We start from the raw sequence: 21,488 nt of genomic DNA on the forward strand, positions 1-21,488 counted from the left end.
GCCCGCGCGGCCCGCCGCCGCCCGGAAAACCTTGGAAGCGCGGCTTGCCGTCGGCGTCGATCTCGCCGCGGTCGAACTGCTTGCGCTTGTCCTCGTCGCCGATGATCTCGTTCGCCGAGTTGATCTCGGAGAAGCGCTCGGCGGCTTTCGGGTCGTCCTTGTTGCTGTCGGGATGGTGCTTCTTGGCAAGCTTGCGATAGGCGCTCTTGATCGCGGCAGCGCTGGCGCTCCGCGGCACCCCCAAGACCTCATAGGGGTCGCGCATCCGTCACGTCTCCTTCAAGAAATCGAATTGTTCAAAGGGCTCCCCGCCCCACCTGCGAACCATGTGGGGAGAGAGTGGCATTTTTGCAACTAGGGGCGTGCGCCGATTCCTAGCTCCGCCACGGCTTTAGCGTATGAATCTCCCAACGGCCACGGGTGCTTTGGCAGCCGGCGCCCTGGAGCCAGCTTTCGGTCGCCCCGTTGACGTAGCTCGCCAGGAAATCGCGGCATTTGCGGCCGTCCTCGGCGGCATAGGACTGCGCGATCGGCGTCACCGAGCCGCGCGCCCCGGTCTCCGGATTCTCCCAATGCTGGCTGGAATCCTTGTCGCCCTTGCTGAGGACGTCGGAGGCGGCGTTGCGGGCGAAGGCGAGATCGGTCTCGGTCGGCGGGGCGTCCTTCGCCGGTCGCGCGATCGAGCCGGTGAGGTCGTTGTCGTCGGCCTTGGCGTAGGCATTCTTGTCGTTGCGGGAAAAGCTGCATCCCCCGGTCCCGAGCGCGACGAGCATGATCGTCATGACAAAGCCGGACGGCCGGATCGCCGATAGGCCAACGCGTCCCCATGCCCTATATAGGGCGGTAGCGGACAACAACGCGTTTTGGGCCGCGGGACGCAACTCGGACTCCAGACATGACCGACACGACCTCGATGAAACACCAGACACCCTTAACATCCGGTGATTTCACCGCCGCCGACGAGCCTTTTGCGCTGTTCGAGACCTGGCTGAACGAGGCGATCAAGAGCGAGCCGAACGATCCGAACGCCATGGCGCTCGCAACCGTCGACCCCGACGGGCTGCCTGATGTGCGCATGGTGCTGATGAAAGGCTTCGATACCGAGGGTTTTGTCTTCTACAGCCACATCGCGAGCCAAAAGGGACGCGAACTCGCCGCAAACCCTAAGGCAGCGTTACTTTTTCACTGGAAGTCGCTGCGCCGTCAGGTCCGCATCCGCGGCAACGTGACGCCGGTGACGGAGGCCGAGGCCGACGCCTATTTCGCCACCCGGCCCAAGCAGGCGCAGATCGGCGCCTGGGCGAGCAAGCAGTCGCAGGAGCTGGAAAGCCGCTTCGCCTTCGAGCAGGCCATCGCCAAGGTCGCGGCCAGATACGTCATCGGCGAGGTGCCGCGGCCCCCGGGCTGGAGCGGCTGGCGCATCACGCCTTCGCGTATCGAGTTCTGGCACGACCGCCCGTTCCGCTTGCACGACCGCATCGAATTTCGCCGTGACGCGGCCGGCCAACCGTGGTCCAAGACGCGGATGTATCCTTGAGCTTTGGGCCGACCTGAAAGATGTCCATGCCGCATTCGTCCAATGCGCCGCGCCGCACGCTGCTCCTGACCGGAGCAAGCCGCGGTATCGGCCACGCCACCGTGATCCGCTTCTCCTCGGCGGGGTGGCGCGTCATCACCTGCTCGCGACATCCGTTCCCGGAGGATTGTCCGTGGGATGCCGGCCCTGAGGACCACATCCAGGTCGATCTCAGCAATCCCGCGGACACGACACGCGCTATCTCCGACATCCGCGAACGCCTCGAAGGCGGCATGCTGCATGCGCTGGTCAACAACGCCGCGATCTCGCCGAAGGGCCCCGGCGGCTCGCGCCTCGGCTCGATCGACACCGATCTCGACACCTGGACGCACGTGTTTCACGTCAACTTCTTCGCGCCGATCATGATGGCGCGCGGGCTGATCGAGGAATTGAAGGCGGCCAAGGGCTCGGTCGTGAACGTCACCTCGATCGCGGGCTCGCGCGTGCACCCCTTCGCGGGCGCCGCCTATGCGACGTCGAAGGCCGCGCTCGCCTCGCTGACGCGCGAGATGGCGTCCGATTTCGGACGCGTCGGCGTCCGCGTCAACGCGATCGCACCGGGCGAGATCGACACCTCGATCCTGTCGCCGGGCACCGACAAGATTGTCGACCAGCAGATCCCGCTGCACCGCCTCGGCACGCCCGACGAGGTCGCCAAGATCATCTACGTGCTGTGCACGGACACCAGCTCCTACGTCAACGGCGCCGAGATCCACATCAACGGCGGCCAGCACGTGTAGGCCATTCGCGTCATTGCGCGGCCGGGATGGAGCAAAGGCGTCTCTCTCGTGTCCCGGACGCGGCCTCGCATCGCCGGGATAACGCTGCGCTGCGTCCGGGGCACGAGAGCGCAGTGTGGCGCTCTCTCCACGTCGTCATTGCGATGCTCCAGTGCACATCCCAGCGGCAGTGCCGTAGGGTGGGCAAAGGCGCACAGCGCCGTGCCCACGATCTCCCTCCATGAGCAACAAGGCGTGGGCACGCTGCGCTTTGCCCACCCTACGAGATCGAAATGTTGCAGGCAGCTCACTTGCAGGCACGCCTTTTTGTCCTCGCGGCTGATTTCGCCCGAGCTTTGCTTCATCTCTCCCCCTCTTAATCCAAGAGGGCGCAGGGAAGGCCGGGTGCTCAGCTCGCACCCGCGGTCTGCTGCGCTATAGGCACACGCAGGAGAACCGCACAGCAGCATACAGGTGTGGCCGATTACTCGACCTTCCCTGCGCAGTGGTCGGACGGCTTATGCCGTGCTCTCCCGGGAGCCGAACTTTCCTTCTGGCCTCCCTCGCCCCGCGAATTGATGATGCAGTCTGCCCGGTTGGGCTCGCTCGCACCTCCGAAGGACTTGACCGTAGCAACGACGGCCGGGACCACACGGTTTTGCCGTACGCACGGCTCGCCATTTCGCCGCAGTTTTCCCAGCCCTGTCGACAAAGCCGGAAACTTACAGACGAGACGAAGCCTAGCAGCGCCGCTCGTCCGCACGCGGGTTACGAGCTCACAGGGACTACCCGCCCTGCCCGCACCTCTCGTGCCGACGCTGCCGCGTCCACCGCAAGCCCGGCTCACGACAGTGACGACACATCGTCGCCCCTCTTGGATGAGCCGGGATAAGCGACACATACGCCGAAACCGAATTTCGGTAAAGTGGAATATTTTCGCGTGCGTGGATTGACAGAGCGCGACACAGGCTCTGTTTTGACCGGATTGGGGTTCAATCGCTCTCTAGCACAGCCGCCAATCGGACGTCACAGTGATTGTCCTGAAAAGAAAGGAAGCAAGGCGATCCAGACAACGCCGCCGCAAGACCTGGATCGCCCTCGCCTTCCGTTCCTCAATCGATTCGAATCCGACGTGACCGGTCGCGCGGCCGCGGAGCGGCCGTGCTGAATGCAGTCGAGCAGTCGTCGTCGTTCTCACCGTCGAGCAGCGGAGCACCACAGTGCCGGCACATGCGTGCCGACATCGACGACGCCTTGCCGCTCGCCAGGACGTGACGATAGTTCGCCAGGTCGATGACGTTGCGGGGCGACGTTATGTGTTTTTCAACCATGGTTATTCCTCGCGGCTACGCACTGCTTATCGCAGACAAGTTTCGCGCAAACGTTCAGCCCACCGCTCAAATTTTACCGGAGGAATTGGGGCACGGCGAACACATCACGGCGCGGCCTCAATCCCGATCTATTCTGCGACACCAAGTGTGATGTCTCTGCGAACGGTGTAAGGTCTCGGTAGTATTACAGCCACTTCTTCCACTTGAAGATCCAGTACGGGACGATCGCGGCGATCAGCATCATCACCAGCGCCATCGGATAGCCGTGCACCCATTCGAGTTCCGGCATCACCTTGAAGTTCATGCCGTAGATCGAGGCGATCAGGGTCGGCGGCATCAGGACAACGGCCATGACCGAGAACAGCTTGATGATGTTGTTCTGCTCGAGATTGACGACGCCGAGCATGGCATCGAGCACGAAGGTGATCTTGCTGGAGAGATAGGAGGCGTGGTCGGTCAATGAGGCGACGTCGCGCTGCATGGTCTTGAGCTGCTCGCGCATGTCCTTCGACCATTTGATGCCCTCGACCACCGCCGAGAGGAAGGTGACGACGCGGCCGATCGACACCAGGCTCTCGCGAACCTTCGAGGTCAGATCGCCCTTGCGGCCGATCGAGATCAGGATTTGGGAATATCGCTTGGCCTGCCCGTGGCGCTCGCTCTCGGGCTCGAAGATGTCGTGGCTGACCTGGTCGATCTCGGCGCCGCATCGCTCCAGGATGTCGGCACAGCGGTCGATCACGGCGTCCAGCAGTTCCATCAGCACCATCTCGCCCGTGATCGCGGGCGTGCAGGAGCGGGCGAGCTTGGCCTCGACCAGGGCGAAAGGCTTGGGCAGATCGTAGCGCACCGTCACGAGGCGGTGGTCGCCGAGGATGAAGGTCACCGCCGTGGTCCGGGGCATGTCGGTATCGGAGTGGCACATCAGGGTCGCGGTCATGTAGCGCGCGCCATTCTCCATATAGAGGCGGCTGGAGATCTCGATCTCCTGCATGTCTTCCCGGGTCGGGATGGCGATGCCCGCGAGCCGCTCCACCGCCTTGTCCTCTGCTGCGCTCGGATTGACGAGATCGATCCAGACCGCGCTCTCCGGGAGCACCGTGAGGTCCTCGACGACGGCCTTCTTGAGGGTGGACTCGGAGGGAACAAACACCGAAAACATGCACAACTCCAGCGAACCTGCGTCAGAATGACAGCCCTTAGCGCGATTCTGACAAGTTCACGATGACAACCGCATTAACGAAGCGTTGGCATTTGTGGCGGGGTCGTGTCTCAACTGTGGCATGGAATCGACAGTCCGCGGCTGACGGCCCCAAAACTCCCACACACCCGCAAATTTTGCGGCAAAAAAGCCACAGGTTGGGTCTCGCAGCGCGGGATAAGGCCTTCAGTGCTGGAATTGTGGCAGATTTCAACGATAATGGGATTAACGGAGTCGAGGAACTTGGGCGGTAAGCTCAGGCCTTCCGCACGGTATTGCTTTGATTGGAACCAAATCATGTCGTCGCTGAAAATTAAGTTGGTAATCCTGGCCGCCGGCCTGATGCTGTCGGGCTGCATGCAGGCCACGCATTACGAGGCGACCGACACCAAGGCCTTCAAGCCGAAGGACAAGGACCTGCTCGCCAAGGTCAGGTACGAGAATACTCCGGTCGCAGAGCCGTTCCGCCGCGCCATCGTCCAGTACCATCGCAAGGAATCGCCGGGCTCGATCGTGGTCGATTCCGACAACCATTACCTCTATTACGTGCTGGAGGGTGGCAAGGCGATCCGCTACGGCATCACCGTCGGCGAAGAGGCCATGGCCTGGTCCGGCATCGCCAAGGTCGGCAGCAAGACCGAGTGGCCGGCCTGGCACCCCACCCCCGGCGAAATTTCGCGCCTGGGCGTGCCGACCTATGTGGCACCCGGCCCGGACAATCCGATGGGTTCTCGCGCGATTTACCTCTATTCCGGCGGCAAAGACACGTTGTTCCGCATCCACGGCACCAACCAGCCGGAATATATCGGCGCCTCGATCTCGTCGGGCTGCATCCGCCTGACCAACGAGGACGCGATCGATCTCTATGATCGCGTCAAGGTCGGCACCCTCGTCGTGGTGCTGGAGCCGAAGCATGGCGACTCGCCCTACAATTCGCGGCTTGCGCTCGGCGGCAGCCAAACCGGCCAGGCTGGCAGCTACTGATCGCCTCCAAGATCCCCGAGATCCAAAAGCGCCGGTTTCACCGGCGCTTTTTTGTTGCCGGCTTGTGCGGCTGGGACTTGCCGCCATCGGCCGCCGGCTTTTCCGCAGTTGCTGGAGCCTTCTCCGCCGCCTCGTCGTCAGTTCCGCCCTTTGCCTCGGGTTTGGCCGCGACCTCGCGCGACGGCGCCTCCTCGGGGCGTTCCGCCGGCAGCAGCGGAGCGACCTGTGGCAGCGGATCCCAGACGTTCCACTGGCAGATCCGGTAGTCGTTGCGGCGCTGCGCCAAGTCGAGATGGATATGGTCCTCGTGGTACCAGTCCGAACCCGGGCCGAGCACGGTGGAAAACCGCGCGCAGACCGAGTGCAGCACGCGCTCACGCACCTCGCGCGACATGGTGCGGTCGGTAAGGCCGATCGATTGCCCGTTGGCCAGCTTGATGGCGCGGACGTCGATTGCATTGGCCTTGCCGTGCTCCGACAGCATCGCGCCGACGACGCGGTTGCGGCCGCGGCACTCGAACGAATCGAAATTATCGAGTTCGCCAATGGTCGAGCCGAGGCTGGTGGCCAGCGGCACCATGTCCTTGCGCAGCCAATCGGCGATCGCGGACGCCATGGTGCAGCGGAGAATCGCCGCCGGCTTGACCGTCACCTTACGCTTGTCCGGCAGCACGACGGCTTCCAGCCGCACCAGATCCTCGCCGCCACAGGCGCCGGGGCCGCGGATATCCGGAATTGAGGGCGCGATCGCGATCTCCTCGGTCAGCGCGAGACGGCAGGCCGAGAGCGGCTTCTGGGGTGGCTGCGCAACCTCGGCAGACTTGTCGGCGCCAGGCTTGTCCGGAGAAGGCTTGGCGTCAGCTTCGGGCGGAGCCTCGTCCGATGCTTTGGGCGCCTCCTCGGGGCGCGGTCTCGGCAGCGGGATCTTGCCGGAATGAACCGCTCCGCGCGGCCGTGGTGCGGCGATACCGAAGATATCCAGCGGGGAAGCACGTTTTCGCGCCTCTGCCCTCTCGGCGAGCACGAGCGATAGCCCGAGCGCAGCGGTAACCATTGCCGCGCCAGCGGACATATAGCCGCGACAAGACCATTTGCGGCGAAAGTCCGGCAGGCTAAAACTCATGGCAATTCTTTGGCCCAACGCTGAGAGCGACAACGCGCCCAGCGAATTCTCGGAGGAACGTCTAAATGCTTGGTTTGATGCAAGATTGGCCCCTGCTCTGCCACCGGATCATCGAACACGCCGCCAGGATTCATGGCAAGCAGGAGGTGGTCACACGCTCGGTCGAGGGACCGATTCACCGCACCAATTACGCCGAGATCCACAAGCGCGCGCTCAAGGTCTCGCAGATGCTGGAGCGCGACGGCATCAAGCTCGGCGACCGTGTCGCAACGATTGCCTGGAACACCTGGCGCCATCTCGAGGTGTGGTACGGCATCATGGGGATCGGCGCCATCTGCCATACCGTCAATCCCCGCCTTTTCCCCGAGCAGATCGCCTGGATCATCAACCATGCGCAGGACCGCATCGTGATGACCGACATCACCTTCGTACCGGTCCTGGAGAAGATCGCCGACAAGCTGACAAGCGTGGAGCGCTACGTCGTGCTGACCGACAAGGCGCACATGCCGCAGACGACGCTGAAGAATGTGGTCGCCTACGAGGACTGGATTGCCGAGGCCGACGGCGAATTCAAATGGAAGGACTTTGACGAGAACACGGCAGCCGCGATGTGCTACACGTCGGGCACGACGGGCGACCCGAAAGGTGTGCTGTATTCGCATCGCTCCAACGTGCTGCACGCGCTGATGGCCAACAATGTCGACGCCCTCGGCACGAGTGCGTCCGAGACAATGCTGCCGGTGGTTCCGCTGTTCCATGCCAACAGCTGGGGCATCGCCTTCTCCGCCCCTTCGCAGGGCACCAAGCTGGTCATGCCCGGCGCCAAGCTCGACGGCGCCTCGGTGTATGAGCTGCTCGCGACCGAAAAGGTGACGCACACTGCCGGCGTGCCGACGGTGTGGCTGATGCTGCTCCAGCACATGGCCGCCAATAATCTGAAGCTGCCGAACCTCAAGATGGTGATCTGCGGCGGCTCGGCGATGCCGCGCTCGATGATCAAGGCCTTTCTCGACATGGGCTCGAATGTCCGCCACGCCTGGGGCATGACCGAGATGAGCCCGATCGGCACGGTTGCTGCGCTGAAGCCGCCGTTTGCCGACGCAACCGGCGATGCGCGGCTCGACGTGCTGCAGATGCAGGGCTATGCGCCCTTCGCGGTCGAGATGAAGATCACCGACGATGCCGGCAAGGAGCTACCCTGGGACGGCAAGACCTTCGGCCGCCTCAAGGTGGCCGGCCCCGCCGTCGCCAGGGCCTATTACCGGGTGGATACTGACATCCTCGACGAAGAGGGCTTCTTCGACACCGGCGACGTCTCCACCATCGACGAGGACGGCTACATGCGGATCACCGACCGCTCCAAGGACGTGATCAAGTCCGGCGGCGAGTGGATCTCCTCGATCGACCTCGAAAATCTCGCGGTTGGCCATCCGGCGGTGGCGGAAGCTGCCGTGATCGGCGTCTTCCACCCCAAATGGGACGAGCGGCCGCTCCTGATCGTGCAGCTCAAGCAGGGCCAGCAGGCCACGCGCGAGGACATCCTGAAATATATGGACGGCAAGATCGCCAAATGGTGGATGCCCGACGACGTCGCCTTCGTCGAGGGTATTCCGCATACCGCCACAGGCAAGATCCTGAAGACGGCGCTGCGCGACCAGTTCAAGGATTACCGCTTCCCGAACGCGGCGGCGTAAAGCCTAAGCACACACCGTCATTCCGGGATGGTCCGAAGGACCAGACCCGGAAGCTCGAGATTCCGGGTTCGATGCTTCGCATCGCCCCGGAATGGCGGGCAGTAACGGCCCGTCTCCCTTGAATTTGCTCCCGCGCCGTGGTCTCAACGACCCATCGTCGCGCCAAATCGGCCGGCATCGCTCCAAAACTCCGGCAGAGCTCACTCGATGGCCCGCAGGTTTTCCGCTCCCTATCAGTCGGAGCCCGTGTCCAGCCTCGCGAGCTGGGCGCGCAATCTGGCCGTGTTCGCGGTGGTGGCGGTGGTGGTGTCGGTCATCATCGTCCGTTTCGATTTCCTGGAGCCGAAGCCGGCGCTTGCGACCTTCCTCGGCGGCCTCGCGATCGCCGGCCTCTCGATCCTGTTCGGGCTCGCCGGCTTCGCCGCGATCTGGCAGAACGGCTCGCGCGGCATGGCGCGCATCCTGCTCGCCTTGTTGATCGACGGGGCGATCCTCGCCTACCCCGCCTATCTCGGCCTGCAATATCGCAAGCTGCCCGCGATCCACGACATCACCACCGACCCGATCGATCCGCCGCGTTTCGAGGCGCTGGCGCGCCTGCGCACTGGCGAGGGCACCAACACCGCGGTCTATGCCGGCCTCTATTCGGCGGAGCAGCAGCGCCACTATTACCCTGATATCGAGCCGGTCGAGCTCGAGATCTCCGTCGACCGCGCCTATGCAATCGCGCTGCAGCTCGTCAACAAGCGCAAATGGATCGTCATCGACGAGCGCGCACCGCAGCCACCGCGCCGCATCGGCCGCATCGAGGCGGTGGCGCGCACGCCAATCATGGGTTTTCGCGAGGACATTTCGATAAGGTTCGTGGCGGATGGCGATGATTCCCGCGTCGATATCCGCTCGGCCTCGCGCAATTTCGACAGCGATCTCGGCAGCAACGCCGCGCGCGTCAAGAAATTCATCGACGATCTCAACACCGCGGCCGACGCCGACGCGCTCAAGCCGGTGAAGAAGACGCCCGTCGCGCCGCCGAAGGCGCCGGCGAAGACGGTGAAGAAGTAGCGAATGGCGAGTGGCGAATAGCGAATGGAAGCCACCTTTGCTATACGCTACTCCCTATTCGCCATTCGCCCCTAAGCCATCCTGTACGTCCCGCCGATCACCGGATCGCCCTCGGTCGCGACCACGCCGCGGGCGACCAGGTCTTCCAGGTGCGCCAGCACCGAATAACCGGCCGCCGTCGTGAGCCTGGGGTCGATGCCGATATAGATCGCGCGGACCATGGTCGGGATGTCGGTCTCGCCCTTGGCGAGGCGGTGCAGGATCGAGGCCTCACGCGCCTTGCGGTGACGGATCAGGAAGCGCACGAAGCGTTGGCCGTCCGGAATCTCGGGACCGTGGCCGGAGAAATAGAGGTCTTCCTCGCGCGCGGCGAGCCGATCGAGCGAGTCCATGTAGTCGATCATCGAGCCGTCGGGCGGCGCCACGATCGAGGTGGACCAGCCCATCACGTGATCGCCGACGAAGTTGAACTTTCGCTCCGGCCAGGCGAATGCCAGATGATTGGCGGTGTGCCCCGGCGTCGCCACGGCCTCGAGCCGCCAGCCATCGCCTTCGACGACGTCACCATGTGCGAGGCTGACGTCCGGTGCAAAATCGCGGTCGGCGCCGGATTCCGGATTGTGCTTCTCGCTCTCGAAACGTGGGCGCGAGGCCCGGTGCGGGCCTTCGGCATAGACCCGCGCCCCTGTCGCCTGCTTGATCCGCGCGGTGTTCGGCGAATGGTCGCGATGGGTGTGGGTGACGAAGATATGGCTCACCGTCTCGCCGCGCACGGCATCGAGCAGCGCAGCCGCATGCGCCGCATCGTCCGGACCGGGATCGATGATCGCGACGTTGCCGTTGCCGACGATGTAGCTGACCGTGCCGGTGAAGGTGAACGGGCTCGGATTGTTACAGAGCACGCGGCGCACGCCGGGTCGGGCTTCCTCGACGATGCCGGCTTTCAACGGAAAGTTGCGGTTGAACGGGACATCGTCATTGTCGGACATGGCTTGCTCATACCTAGCTGACTTCGTCATGCCCGGCCTTGTGCCGGGCATCCACGTTCTTCGCGCCCAAGACGTGGATGGCCGGGACATCTAGCGCGAAGACGAGCTTCGCGCTTTTGCCCGGCCATGACGCAATTCCACGCCGACGCGCTTCCTCAGAAAAACGCCTGAATGCCCGTGATGGCGCGGCCCAGGATCAGGGCGTGGACGTCGTGGGTGCCCTCGTAGGTGTTGACGGTCTCGAGGTTATGGACGTGGCGCATCACATGGTACTCGATCGAGATGCCGTTGCCGCCGTGCATGTCGCGGGCGACACGGGCAATGTCGAGGGCCTTGCCGCAATTGTTGCGCTTCATGATCGAGATCATCTCGGGCGCGAACTTGCCCTCGTCCATCAAGCGGCCGACGCGAAGCGAGCCCTGCAGGCCGAGTGCGATCTCGGTCTCCATGTCCGCGAGCTTCTTCTGCACCAGCTGGGTCGCGGCCAGCGGCTTGCCGAACTGCTTGCGGTCGAGCGTGTACTGGCGCGCGCGATGCATGCAGTCCTCGGCCGCGCCAAGCGCGCCCCAGGAGATGCCGTAGCGAGCGCGGTTGAGGCAGCCGAACGGCCCCTTCAGGCCCGAGACGTTGGGCAGCAGCGCGTCTTCGGGAACCACGACGCCGTCCATCACGATCTCGCCGGTGATGGAGGCACGAAGTGAGAGCTTGCCGCCGATCTTCGGCGCCGACAGGCCCTTCATGCCCTTCTCCAGCACGAAGCCGCGGATCTGGTTGTCATGCGCGGCCGACTTGGCCCAGACCACGAACACGTCGGCGATCGGCGCGTTCGAGATCCACATCTTGCTGCCGGTGAGGCGATAGCCGTCCGAGACCTTCTCGGCGCGGGTCTTCATGCCGGCCGGGTCGGAGCCGGCATCGGGCTCGGTCAGGCCGAAGCAGCCGACCCACTCGCCGCTGGCGAGCTTCGGCAGGTACTTCTTGCGCTGGTTCTCGTCGCCATAGGCGTAGATCGGGTACATCACCAGCGAGGACTGCACCGAGTTCATCGAGCGATAGCCGGAATCGACCCGCTCGATCTCGCGCGCGACGAGGCCATAGGCGACGTAGCTCGCATTGGCGCAGCCATATTCTTCCGGCAGCGTGATGCCGATCAGGCCGAGCTCACCCATCTCGTTGAATATCTCGCGGTCGGTCTTCTCCTCGAGATACGCCTTAGCGACGCGCGGCAGCAGCTTGTCCTGGGCGTAGGCGCGGGCGGTGTCGCGCACCATACGCTCGTCTTCGGTCAGCTGCTCGTCGAGCAGGAACGGATCGTCCCACTGGAAAGAAGTCGCAGCCGGCTTGTCCTTGGCCTGAGGGCGCACGCTCATGAAACGTCCTTTCGTCTGGTTCCGTCAAAATTTGCCCGACAAAGTAAAGCGCCGCGACAACAAGTGCAATTGCATCCTGGTTCGGTCATTCCGGGGCACGCAACGGGACCGCGGAAGTGCGGCCCGGAGCCTCGAACCCGGAATCTCCTCGCCTCTTCACCTTCCGGGTCCGGCACTTTCAGCGCCGTCCCGGAATGAGACCGCGTGTCAGCTTTCAAGCTGCTCGTTGGCGACGATCTCGATTCCGAAGCCCGACAAGCCTTTGTAGTCGTGGACCGACGAGGTGAGATGCCGGATCGAGGTGACGCCGAGGTCGCGCAATATCTGCGCGCCGACGCCGACTTCGCGCCACTGGCGGTTGCGGTCGGCCTCCGTCGCCGACTCGTCCGGCAGCGCCGCCACGGGGACGCCGGCCGCGCCGTCGCGCAAGTAAACCAGCACCCCACGGCCGGATTTCTTGAAATGCTCGAGCACAGCCGCCATGCGCTTGTGCCCAGTGAAGATGTCCTTGACGATGTTCGGCTTGTGAAAGCGGGTCAGCACGTTCTTGCCGTCGCCGACACCATTATAGACGAAAGCGACGTGGGCAATGGAATCGAACGGCGAACGGTAGGCATAGCCTTGCAAGGGTCCGATCGGGCTTTCGGTGACGAAGGTCGCCACCCGCTCGATCAGCTTCTCGCGCGCCTGGCGGTAGGCGATCATGTCCGCGATGGTCACATGCTTGAGCTTGTGCTGGGCAGCGAAGCGGGAGACCTGCTCGCCCTTCATCACGCTGCCGTCGTCGTTCATCAATTCGCTGATGACGCCGACCGGCGGCAGCCCGGAGAGCTTGCAGAGATCGACGGCGGCCTCGGTATGGCCGGAGCGCAGCAGCACGCCGCCATCCTTGGCGATCAGCGGGAAGATGTGGCCGGGCCGGGCAAAATCGTTGGCGCCGACATTGGGATTGGACAGCGCGCGGCAGCACGAGGCGCGCTCCTCGGCGGAAATGCCGGTGCCGCCATCGGGCTTGTAGTCGATCGACACCGTGAACGCGGTGGTGTGCGCGGAATCGTTGTGAGCCACCATCGGATCGAGGCGCAGCCGGCGCGCATCCTCGGTGGTCACGGGGGCGCAGACAATGCCGGAGGTGTGGCGGATGATGAACGCCATCTTCTCGGCGGTGCAGAGCGAGGCGGCGACGATCAGATCGCCCTCGCCCTCGCGGTCCTCGTCGTCGGTGACGACCACGAGCTCACCACGGGCAAAGGCCTGCAAGACTTCCTGAACGCTATCGGGCATGTCCCAATCTCTATCGGTTATGGCCCGGAGGCTTAGCCGGACTTGGGCCGGGGCGCTAGTGTCCTGGACGCAACCGCATATTCCGGGCAACGGCAGGCTTGCACCGAAGATGCCAGGGATATAGGCGCAGACAGCCGGAGAGGAAGGCGGCCGGGCGCCCTCAAGGCAGCACTTCGCGCCGTTCGCCGAGCCGCTGATCGAGCTCGGCGCGCTTGTCGGCCAGAAGGCCGGCCTGGGCGGCTTCGATCACCGTGAACAGCTCGTGGGCATCGCTGAGCCGGGTCACGGTGACGTAGCTGGCGCCGGCCTCGTAGAGCGCGCCGACGTCGGCCAAGAGATCGGCCGTGGCTACGATCAGGGCGGTTGGATTGAGCGCGCGGACGTGGCGGACCAGCTTCTCGTTGGTGGCGCCTTTCAGCAGCGAATCCGGCACGCTGAGGATGATCATCTCGGACTTGGCGATGCCGGCATGGAGCAGGGTGTCGACATTGCTGATGTCGCCGTAGATCACGTGCAAGCCGCGCGAAATCAGGGTCTGGTACACATTGGGGTTGAAGTCGACCACGGTGATCTGCTCGAGCAGCACCGGCGTCTGCCGCTCGATCTCGGCCAGCAGCGCGCTCGCCGCACGGAAAAAGCCGAGGATGACGATCCGGCGGGCCTCGCCATGGCCGCCCTCCTGCCCCTCCTCGGCATGGCCATTGCCATGGTCGAGGTCGCGCAGGCCGATCCGCTTCAAGGGGCCGATCGCCCAGCGGGTGATCTCGTCGCTGCGGCTCATCGCGAAGGTCGAGAGCACGGCGAGCACCACGAAGGCGAAGGAGGCCGCGTTCGCCGTCTGCGCCGCGATATGGTGATCGGCGACGCCGGTCTGGATCACCACCAATGAGAACTCGGAAATCTGCGCGAGGTTCAGCGCCGGCAACAGGCTGGCGCGCAGGCCCTGCTTCATCAGATAGAGCGGTGTGAAGGTGGTGACGAGGCGGCTCACGACCGTGAAGGCCGCGATCATCAGCGCCAGCCCGATCACGGAGAGGCCGGGGATGGGAATGGTCATGCCGAGCGCGACGAAGAACAGGGTAATGAAGAAGTCGCGGAGCGTGGTGACCTTGGCGGTGACGTCGAGCGCGTAGGGAAAGGTCGAGAGCGAGACGCCGGCGATCAGGGCGCCCATCTCGCGCGACAGCGACAGCCGCTCGGCGGTCTCGGCGACGAGGAAACACCAGGCCAGCGCCCCGAGCAGGATCAGCTCGGGCCGCCGGGCGATCTGATGGAACAGCCGCGGCAGCACGTAGCGGCTGACCAGCAGCGCGGCGGTGACCAGCACCGCGACGCGGCCGATCGAGAGCAGGATGACGCTGGCTTGCAGATTGGCAAGGCTTGGCTGCACCGCCAGGAACAGGATGGCGAAGATGTCCTGAAGCACCAGCACGCCGAGCGTGATACGCCCCGGCAGCGTGTCGAGCTCGCGCTTCTCGTAAAGCACCTTGACGATGATCACGGTACTCGACAGCGCGCACGCGACGCAGAGATAGACCGCATCGAAGTGCCCCCCGCCGAGCGACAGGCCGATGCCGACGAAGAACAGGACCCCGAGCAGGCAGCCGCCGAGCAGCTGGCCGCCCGCCGCGAACAGGATCACCTTTCCCGCCCGCACGATCTTCTTCAGGTCGATCTCCAGACCGATCATGAACAGCATGAAGATCAGTCCGAGCTCGGAGATGACGCTAATCGATTCCTGCGAGTGGACCCAGCCCGCGCCGAATGGACCTATGCAAAAGCCGGCGATAAGATAGGCCAGGATCAGTGGCTGCCGGGAGAAATGGGCGAGCAGGCCCAGCATCCAGGCAAACAGAATACAGAGAGTGATGTCGCGAATGAGCTCGTGCATGCCAAATTGGTCCGTTTTGCCGCACCCTAGAGACGGGTTGCGGCGCGGCAAGCGAGCAATTCGTCACATGCGAAAAGGGCTGTTCGCAGCAATGCTGCTATGCCCCTTCGCCTTAGCCCTGCCCGCCGCCGCACAATCCATGGTCAATATCGAACAGAACTTTGCCGATTCCCTCACCGCAATGCCGAAGGAAGAACTCGGCGTCTCCGGCGGGTTCTACGTGCCCGCCTATTCGAGCGTCGCGATGAGCCAGGGCAAGCTGCGCGTCGACTTCTCGGTGACCTTGAGTGTTCACAACGCCTCCGAGACCCAGCCGCTGGTGATCAAACGCATCGCCTATTTCGACACCGCAGGCAAGCAGGTCGACACCTACCTGAAGGGTCAGGTGGCCCTGAAGCCGCTGGCCACGATCTCGATCTTCATTCCGACCGACGACGTGCGCGGCGGGACCGGGGCCAATTTCCTGGTCGACTGGGCCGCCACCGGCGAGATCGCCGAGCCCGTGGTCGAGGCCCTGATGGTTGGCGGCGTCGCCAATGCGCATTACGCTTTCATCAGCCAGGGCCGTCCGACCCGGACGGCTACCAAGAAGTAAGGCCGTTCGACCCGGACGGCCGGCAAGAAATAAGGCAGGCCGACGCAACGCCGGCTGGCTCAACAAGAACAGAAACGAGGAACGCCCCATGACGTCCAGCTTCGATTTCGCGCCCCTGTTTCCCGCAGGGCTGCCGGCCCCTTCTGCGCGCTGGACGGGCCTTGCCAAATACAGCTTTGTCGGCGGCAATAACGATTCCGAGCAGGTGCCGCTCGACGGCCTGATCGAGGCGACCAATTCCGCCCTGCAAAAGGAAGGCCGGTCGCTGGCGACCTACGGGCTGGCGCACGGTCCGCAGGGCTATTTGCCCCTGCGCGAATTCCTGGTGACGAAGCTGAAGCGCGATGCCGGCATCAACTGCACGGTCGATGATCTCATGATCGTCTCCGGCTCGCTGCAGGCACTCGACCTCGTCAACGCGACGCTGCTGACGCGCGGCGACACCGTGATTTTCGAGCAGGACAGCTATCAGGGCTCACTGACCCGTCTGGCGCGGCTTGGCGTCAACGTGGTCGGCATTCCGCTCGATGCGGACGGCATGCGCATGGACGTGTTGGCCGCGACGCTGGCCGACCTGAAGAGCCGCGGCATCCGTCCGAAATACATCTACACCATTCCGACGGTGCAAAACCCGACCGGCAGCATCATGCCGGAGAGCCGCCGCGCCGAACTGGTTCGGCTCGCGACCGAGTATGGCGTGCCCATCTTCGAGGACGATTGCTATGCCGACCTCGTCTGGTCAGGGCAGCGGCCGCCGGCGATCTACGCGATGAGCCCGAACAGCGGCGTGATCCATATCGGGTCGTTCTCCAAATCAATCGCACCGGCGCTGCGGGTCGGCTTCATCGTGGCGCCCTGGGATGTGATGTCGCGGATGCTGGCGCTGAAGACGGATGCGGGCTCCGGCGCGCTGGAGCAGATGGTGCTCGCCGCGTATTGCAAGCCGCATTTCGCAAGCCATGTGCCGGCCCTGACCAAGGCGCTGCGCACCAAGCTCGACACGCTGATGGAAGCCCTGAACGAGCAGTTCGGGACCGCGGCGGAGTTCGAGGAGCCCAAGGGCGGCATCTTCCTCTGGGTGAAGCTGCCCGATCAGGTCGATACGCTGAAACTCTATCAGGCCGCGCTCGCCGCCGGCGTCTCGATCAATCCGGGGCCGGAATGGTCGACCAACAAAGGCCATTCCAGTTCGCGGCTCCGGCTGTGCTTTGCGAGCCCCACGCATCAGCAGATCCGCGAGGGTGTCGCAGTGCTGGCCGAGGTCTGCCGCAAGGAATTCGGCGTGCCGGCCCGGAGTGCCAATGTGGAGAAGCGGGCCTGATACTCAGGCCGCCCGTGGCTGGCTGCCGTGGATCGCGGAGGCCAACCGCAGCAAGAGGACGATCGAGACATTGCCCTTGCCGGCCTCGATCTGGGCGATATAGCGCTCGGAAATCCCGGAACGGCGGGCCAGCTCGCGGCGCGACAGGTCGCAACGCGTGCGCGAGGACCGCAGGCGATCGCCCAGCTCAGTGAGAAACGCGGTCTCGGAATACGGCGGCACGGCACAACTCCCCGGCAGCACTTCGCCCGCAAAATCCATGACTTGATTCAGCATTGCTCTATCCAGGTTCGCCTTCGGGAAGCGCCATCCTACCCTCGAAAAGACCGGCCTCATTGACGCGGATCAAATTCGCGAGCGATCGGCGGCTGCCATGGACGAAAGCGGGCGGGATGCTAAACTGTGGAATTCTTCGAGGCGGGGTTCTCCAGGACATGACGCGTTGTTTGAGCCGCTGGATCGCGGCTGCTCTGCTGTGGGCGGCGATCACCCCAACGGCGGGTGCCGAGACGCTGGCGGCGACGGTGAAGCAATGGGGCCTACTCGGCTCATGGGCGGTCGACTGCGCGGCCCGGCCCGACCGCGACAAGGGTGCGCTGCTGGCCTACGAGATCCGGAAGGACGGCCGGGTGATGTACCGGCGCAATTTCGGCGAGGCCAAGGACGAGAACGAGGTGGTGTCGGCCACAGTCAACGCCGAGGGCCTGCTCAATGTAATGGTGTACTTCCCCTCGCTGCACCAGGCCCGTGAGTTCGGCTTGCTGCTGGCAAAGGACGGCAGCCTGCGTGCGATCTACAATCGCAGCGAGCGCGGCGAGTACACGATCAGGGACGGCGCATACGTTGCGACAGGCGCGCCGACACCGGTGCAGCAACGCTGCGATTAACCACCTGAACAGCTGTTCAGAATTCTCTTCTCGTTCCGCCGGAACGTTCGCATGCATGCGCGGTTTAATTGTGCATTCGATTGGAGGAGGACATCATGAAGAAGCTTGGTTATGTGGTTGCGGCTCTGGGTGCGCTGGTGATCGCGGCGCCGACGCTGGCAAGTGCGGAGACTGTGGTGATCAAGCGAGGCGGCTATCACCATCATCACGCCCCGTATGGCGCCCGCGCCGAATATCGCATGCACAATCATGACCGCGGCTGGCATCGTCACCATCGCGGTGACCGCGTGGTCGTGATCAAGCGTAGCCACCGCCATCACTGGGACTAATGCGCAACGCAAAATGGACATGGCCCCTCACGGGGCCATTTCCTTTGCGCAGCCTTGTAGGGTGGGCAAAGCGAACCGTGCCCACCGCTTCGACAGTGATTCAGGAGAGGTGGTGGGCACGGCGCAAAAGTGCGCCTTTGCCCACCCTACGATTGTTTCGTTAGCAGGATATGGACGAAGCTAGTCCCACGCCGGCGCGAAGCCGGGATTGACGCAGCGCTTGTCCTTGGGCAGCGCGGCGATCTTGTTGCTGTCGGCATCGTCGAGCGTGATCTTCAGCGCATCGAGATTGGCCTGCTGGCTCTCGCGGCGCGAGGCCTTCGGGATGGCGGCGACGCCGTCCTGGTCGAGCAGCCATTTCAGCGCCACTTGCGCGGCGGTCACGTTGTGCCTGGCACCGATCTCGGCCAGCACCGGATCCGAGGCGGCGCGTCCTTGCGCGAGCGGGCAATAGGCGACGAGCGGGATCGACTTTGCCGCGAGATAGGCCAGCACCTTAGATTGATCGAGCATCGCGTGATATTCGATCTGGTTGCAGGCGATCGGCGCCCTGATGTCCTCCACCGCCATCTTGAGCAGCGCCGTGGTGAAATTGGCGACGCCGATGGCCCGCGTGCGCCCCTCCTCCTTGAGCTTCATCAAGGTCTCGAACACCGCACCCCAGTCCGCTGCCTTCGACGGCCAGTGCACGAGGTAGAGATCGACATGGTCGAGCCGGAGCTTCTTCAGGCTGGCATCGAAGGCACGCCGCATCGCATCGGGGGTGAGGTTCTCGTGCCAGACCTTTGTGGTGACGTGCAACTCGCCGCGCGGCAGACGAGACGCGGCGATGGCTGATCCGATCGGCTCCTCGTTGGCATACATCTCGGCGGTGTCGATGTGGCGATAGCCGATCGACAGCGCGCTCTCGACCGCGGCGCGGCAGGCATCGCCCTGCAGGCGAAAGGTGCCGAGGCCGAGCTTGGGCATGCTGATGCCCTGTGTCTTCAGATTGTCCATGACCTAACTCCTGACGTATTGCATCCCGCCGGACGCGCCGCGAGGCCGCGGGGACAGACTCTTCGGTGATGGGAAAGAGGTGGCGGGGCGGTGAGTATAGCGATGGCGACCGGAGGCGGCCAATCAAGATCGGGTTAGGTAGGATCAGGTCGTCGCCACGGACGAAGTGGGCTCCCTCTCCCGCTTGCGGGAGAGGGCTGGGGAGAGGGTGCATCCGCAACGGGACAATCCCCAAGAGGAGAAAGCCCTCACCCGGCGGCGCCGACCTCTCCCGCAAGCGGGAGAGGTTAAACGAGCCGCCCGCCCCTCACGAATGCTGCGCGACCACAGCGGGACGTACCTGTGGCTGCGGCGCGATGTCGACCGACCAGAGGCTGCGATTGTCCACGTCCTTCAAGGTGACGGTCATGACGCCGCTGCGGCCATCGATGTCGACGCGACCAAAGAACTGCAATCCGAAACAGGGCGCCAAATTCTCGCCCTGCGCAGCACTACAACCGTTCTGGTACATCGCGACCGGACCAAAGGTGTCATCGAGCTCGCCCGGGCCCCAGCTGCCGGCGTGCAGCGGGCCGGAGACGAACTCCCAGAACGGCTCGAAATCCCTAAATTGCGCCTTGCCGGGATCGTAATAGTGCGCGGCGGTGTAATGCATGTCCGCGGTGAGCCAGACGATGTTGCGGATTCCGGCGCGCTTGATGGAGCTGAGAAGGTCGGCGATCTCGTGCTCGCGCCGGTCGGGCGCCCCATTGCCGAGCGCAACAGCATCGAGACTGATGAGGCCGATCGGTAAATCAGCGGCGATGATCTTCCACGTTGCCCGCGAGGCCGCGAGCTCCCGCTTCAGCCAGGCGAGCTGCTCGGCGCCGAGGATCCAGCCGCGGTGATCGCCGCCCCTGTTCCAGCTGTCATCGCGGTAGCTGCGCATGTCGATCATGAAGACGTCGAGCAGCGGACCGTAGCCGATGCGGCGGTAGACCCGGCCCTGCTGCGTGCCGATATCGCGGATCGGCATGAAGTCGAAGAAGGCGCGGCGGGCGCGCGCGACCAGGCGCGGGGTGCCGTCGTCTTCGTAACCGGCAGTATCGTAGCTTCCGGTCGGCGACCAGTCGTTGGTGACCTCGTGGTCGTCCCACTGCGCGAACATCGGCACCTCCGCATGGAAGGCGCGAAAATGTTCGTCGAGATGGTTGTATTTGTAGTTGCCGCGGAACTGCGCCAGCGTGTGCGCGACTTCGGACTTCTCTTCGGTCACGAGGTTGCGCCAGGTCTCGCCGTTGGGCAGCTTCTGCTCGGAAGGAATCGTGCAGTCGGCGTAGATGTGATCGCCGGAATGGATGAAGAAGTCCGGACGGTTATCGAACATGGTGCGATAGCTGCGATAGCCGCCGCGCGAAATGTCGATGCCCCAGCCCTGCCCCGCGACGTCGCCGGACCACACGAACGAGATCGACCGACCAGCTGCCGGCGCGGTGCGGAAATGCCCGACACTGCTTTCGCCGCGAAGGCCGGTCGCGATGTCGTCGAAGCGGACGCGATAGAAGACGTCCTGCCCGGGCGGCAGGTCGTCGAGCTGCAGCTTTGCGGTGAAGTCCGCGTCCGGCAACGCATCGCACGAGGCCGACGCTATGAGGCTCCTGAAGCTCTCGACAGTCGAGCACTCCACGTGCATCCGTGCGGCCCGGTCCGCGCGCGCCCAGATCACGGCAGAGCCATCCGAGACATCGCCGGACTGAATCCCGCCGGCGATCTGTGGACGGTCGGCGGCGCGGCTGAGGTACGGTGTCCCGAGCGTGCCGAGCGAGGCAATCGCCAGGCTTGAGGTCGAACGGACCAGGAATTGCCGCCGGGTCCATGCGCGCGAAGCGCGGAGCGTTGCCATTCAGGAAACCTTCGTCGAATCGCGACGGAAGGTGCCTGCGCTCCTTGACTCCCGGCTTACGGTTTCTTGACTCCGCGCCTACGGTTTTGCGACGCGTGGATGACGGCTCCAGCCTCGTCTAATGCTTCCAGTTGCAGATGCCGCCGGAGCGGCACGGCCAGGTCTGGATGCGGGTATCCATCGCCTGCGCATCCAGCGGGTTGCCGTGACGATGCGCAAGCTTCGCGCGCGCCGCCCCGCGCGGCTGGGCG

At 64.2% G+C, this 21,488-nt stretch carries 20 protein-coding genes; 9 read left to right on the forward strand and 11 right to left on the reverse strand.

The window, feature by feature from the left end; genetic code table 11:
- Positions 1–265, reverse strand: a 265-nt coding sequence (locus MOV75_RS06130; RefSeq protein WP_247005227.1) for a DnaJ domain-containing protein, incomplete at its 3' end; no start/stop codon positions are given.
- 109 nt (positions 266–374) lie between these two features.
- A complete protein-coding gene (locus MOV75_RS06135) occupies positions 375–782 on the reverse strand; it encodes an RT0821/Lpp0805 family surface protein (protein ID WP_246921053.1) in 408 nt (135 codons plus the stop codon).
- A gap of 113 nt (positions 783–895) precedes the next feature.
- Here MOV75_RS06135 and pdxH point away from each other — a divergent pair, with 113 nt between their 5' ends.
- Positions 896–1,537 carry a pyridoxamine 5'-phosphate oxidase gene (gene pdxH, locus MOV75_RS06140; protein WP_246921050.1) on the forward strand — a complete coding sequence of 214 codons (642 nt, stop codon included), beginning with the start codon at positions 896–898 and terminating at the stop codon, positions 1,535–1,537.
- A 26-nt stretch (positions 1,538–1,563) separates the two neighbouring features.
- Positions 1,564–2,316, forward strand: coding sequence for an SDR family NAD(P)-dependent oxidoreductase (locus MOV75_RS06145; RefSeq protein WP_246921048.1), 753 nt, complete (start codon positions 1,564–1,566; stop codon positions 2,314–2,316).
- Between the two features lie 1,494 nt (positions 2,317–3,810).
- Here the strand turns inward: MOV75_RS06145 and MOV75_RS06150 are convergent.
- On the reverse strand, positions 3,811–4,788 hold the full coding sequence (locus tag MOV75_RS06150) for a magnesium transporter CorA family protein (RefSeq protein ID WP_246921044.1): 978 nt from the start codon (positions 4,786–4,788) through the stop codon (positions 3,811–3,813).
- A gap of 336 nt (positions 4,789–5,124) precedes the next feature.
- On the opposite strand from MOV75_RS06150, the gene MOV75_RS06155 reads away from it, so the two are divergent.
- On the forward strand, positions 5,125–5,811 hold the full coding sequence (locus MOV75_RS06155; RefSeq protein ID WP_246921042.1) for a L,D-transpeptidase: 687 nt from the start codon (positions 5,125–5,127) through the stop codon (positions 5,809–5,811).
- A gap of 37 nt (positions 5,812–5,848) precedes the next feature.
- On the opposite strand, the gene MOV75_RS06160 is transcribed toward MOV75_RS06155, so the two are convergent.
- On the reverse strand, positions 5,849–6,934 hold the full coding sequence (locus MOV75_RS06160) for an extensin family protein (protein ID WP_246921040.1): 1,086 nt from the start codon (positions 6,932–6,934) through the stop codon (positions 5,849–5,851).
- A gap of 65 nt (positions 6,935–6,999) precedes the next feature.
- Here MOV75_RS06160 and MOV75_RS06165 point away from each other — a divergent pair, with 65 nt between their 5' ends.
- Together MOV75_RS06165 and MOV75_RS06170 are read left to right on the forward strand one after the other, a co-directional pair.
- A complete protein-coding gene (locus MOV75_RS06165; RefSeq protein ID WP_246921038.1) occupies positions 7,000–8,628 on the forward strand; it encodes a fatty-acid--CoA ligase in 1,629 nt (542 codons plus the stop codon).
- A gap of 207 nt (positions 8,629–8,835) precedes the next feature.
- Positions 8,836–9,690 (forward strand): DUF1499 domain-containing protein, encoded by an 855-nt coding sequence (locus MOV75_RS06170; RefSeq protein ID WP_246921036.1) that lies wholly within the window; start codon positions 8,836–8,838, stop codon positions 9,688–9,690.
- Between the two features lie 71 nt (positions 9,691–9,761).
- Here the strand turns inward: MOV75_RS06170 and MOV75_RS06175 are convergent, their stop codons facing one another.
- From MOV75_RS06175 to MOV75_RS06190, 4 genes are all read right to left on the reverse strand, one after another.
- Positions 9,762–10,679: an MBL fold metallo-hydrolase gene (locus tag MOV75_RS06175; protein WP_246921034.1), complete on the reverse strand. Its 918-nt coding sequence runs from the start codon at positions 10,677–10,679 to the stop codon at positions 9,762–9,764.
- A 155-nt stretch (positions 10,680–10,834) separates the two neighbouring features.
- Positions 10,835–12,049, reverse strand: a complete 1,215-nt coding sequence (locus MOV75_RS06180; RefSeq protein WP_246921031.1) for an acyl-CoA dehydrogenase — start codon at positions 12,047–12,049, stop codon at positions 10,835–10,837.
- 207 nt (positions 12,050–12,256) lie between these two features.
- On the reverse strand, positions 12,257–13,333 hold the full coding sequence (gene ribB, locus MOV75_RS06185; RefSeq protein ID WP_246921028.1) for a 3,4-dihydroxy-2-butanone-4-phosphate synthase: 1,077 nt from the start codon (positions 13,331–13,333) through the stop codon (positions 12,257–12,259).
- Between the two features lie 160 nt (positions 13,334–13,493).
- Positions 13,494–15,224 carry a cation:proton antiporter gene (locus MOV75_RS06190; protein WP_246921024.1) on the reverse strand — a complete coding sequence of 577 codons (1,731 nt, stop codon included), beginning with the start codon at positions 15,222–15,224 and terminating at the stop codon, positions 13,494–13,496.
- A 67-nt stretch (positions 15,225–15,291) separates the two neighbouring features.
- Here MOV75_RS06190 and MOV75_RS06195 point away from each other — a divergent pair, with 67 nt between their 5' ends.
- Complete coding sequence (locus MOV75_RS06195) at positions 15,292–15,819, forward strand: DUF3124 domain-containing protein (RefSeq protein WP_246921057.1); 528 nt, start codon at positions 15,292–15,294, stop codon at positions 15,817–15,819.
- Positions 15,820–15,907: 88 nt separating this feature from the next.
- Positions 15,908–17,140 carry a PLP-dependent aminotransferase family protein gene (locus MOV75_RS06200; protein WP_246921022.1) on the forward strand — a complete coding sequence of 411 codons (1,233 nt, stop codon included), beginning with the start codon at positions 15,908–15,910 and terminating at the stop codon, positions 17,138–17,140.
- Positions 17,141–17,143: 3 nt separating this feature from the next.
- Here MOV75_RS06200 and MOV75_RS06205 read toward each other — a convergent pair whose 3' ends face one another.
- Positions 17,144–17,416 (reverse strand): helix-turn-helix domain-containing protein, encoded by a 273-nt coding sequence (locus MOV75_RS06205; protein WP_246921020.1) that lies wholly within the window; start codon positions 17,414–17,416, stop codon positions 17,144–17,146.
- 158 nt (positions 17,417–17,574) lie between these two features.
- Here MOV75_RS06205 and MOV75_RS06210 point away from each other — a divergent pair, with 158 nt between their 5' ends.
- Together MOV75_RS06210 and MOV75_RS06215 are read left to right on the forward strand one after the other, a co-directional pair.
- On the forward strand, positions 17,575–18,027 hold the full coding sequence (locus tag MOV75_RS06210; protein ID WP_246921018.1) for a hypothetical protein: 453 nt from the start codon (positions 17,575–17,577) through the stop codon (positions 18,025–18,027).
- A gap of 95 nt (positions 18,028–18,122) precedes the next feature.
- Entirely contained in the window at positions 18,123–18,356 is a 234-nt protein-coding gene (locus tag MOV75_RS06215) for a hypothetical protein (RefSeq protein WP_246921016.1), read from the forward strand.
- Positions 18,357–18,536: 180 nt separating this feature from the next.
- On the opposite strand, the gene MOV75_RS06220 is transcribed toward MOV75_RS06215, so the two are convergent.
- Together MOV75_RS06220 and MOV75_RS06225 are read right to left on the reverse strand one after the other, a co-directional pair.
- Positions 18,537–19,355, reverse strand: coding sequence for an aldo/keto reductase (locus tag MOV75_RS06220; protein WP_246921013.1), 819 nt, complete (start codon positions 19,353–19,355; stop codon positions 18,537–18,539).
- Positions 19,356–19,662: 307 nt separating this feature from the next.
- The gene (locus tag MOV75_RS06225; RefSeq protein ID WP_246921011.1) at positions 19,663–21,237 is read right to left on the reverse strand and encodes an alkaline phosphatase; all 1,575 of its coding nucleotides are present in this window, start codon (positions 21,235–21,237) and stop codon (positions 19,663–19,665) included.
- Positions 21,238–21,488 lie beyond the last annotated feature (251 nt).

This window comes from Bradyrhizobium sp. PRIMUS42, assembly GCF_023006515.1.
GTDB lineage: Bacteria > Pseudomonadota > Alphaproteobacteria > Rhizobiales > Xanthobacteraceae > Bradyrhizobium.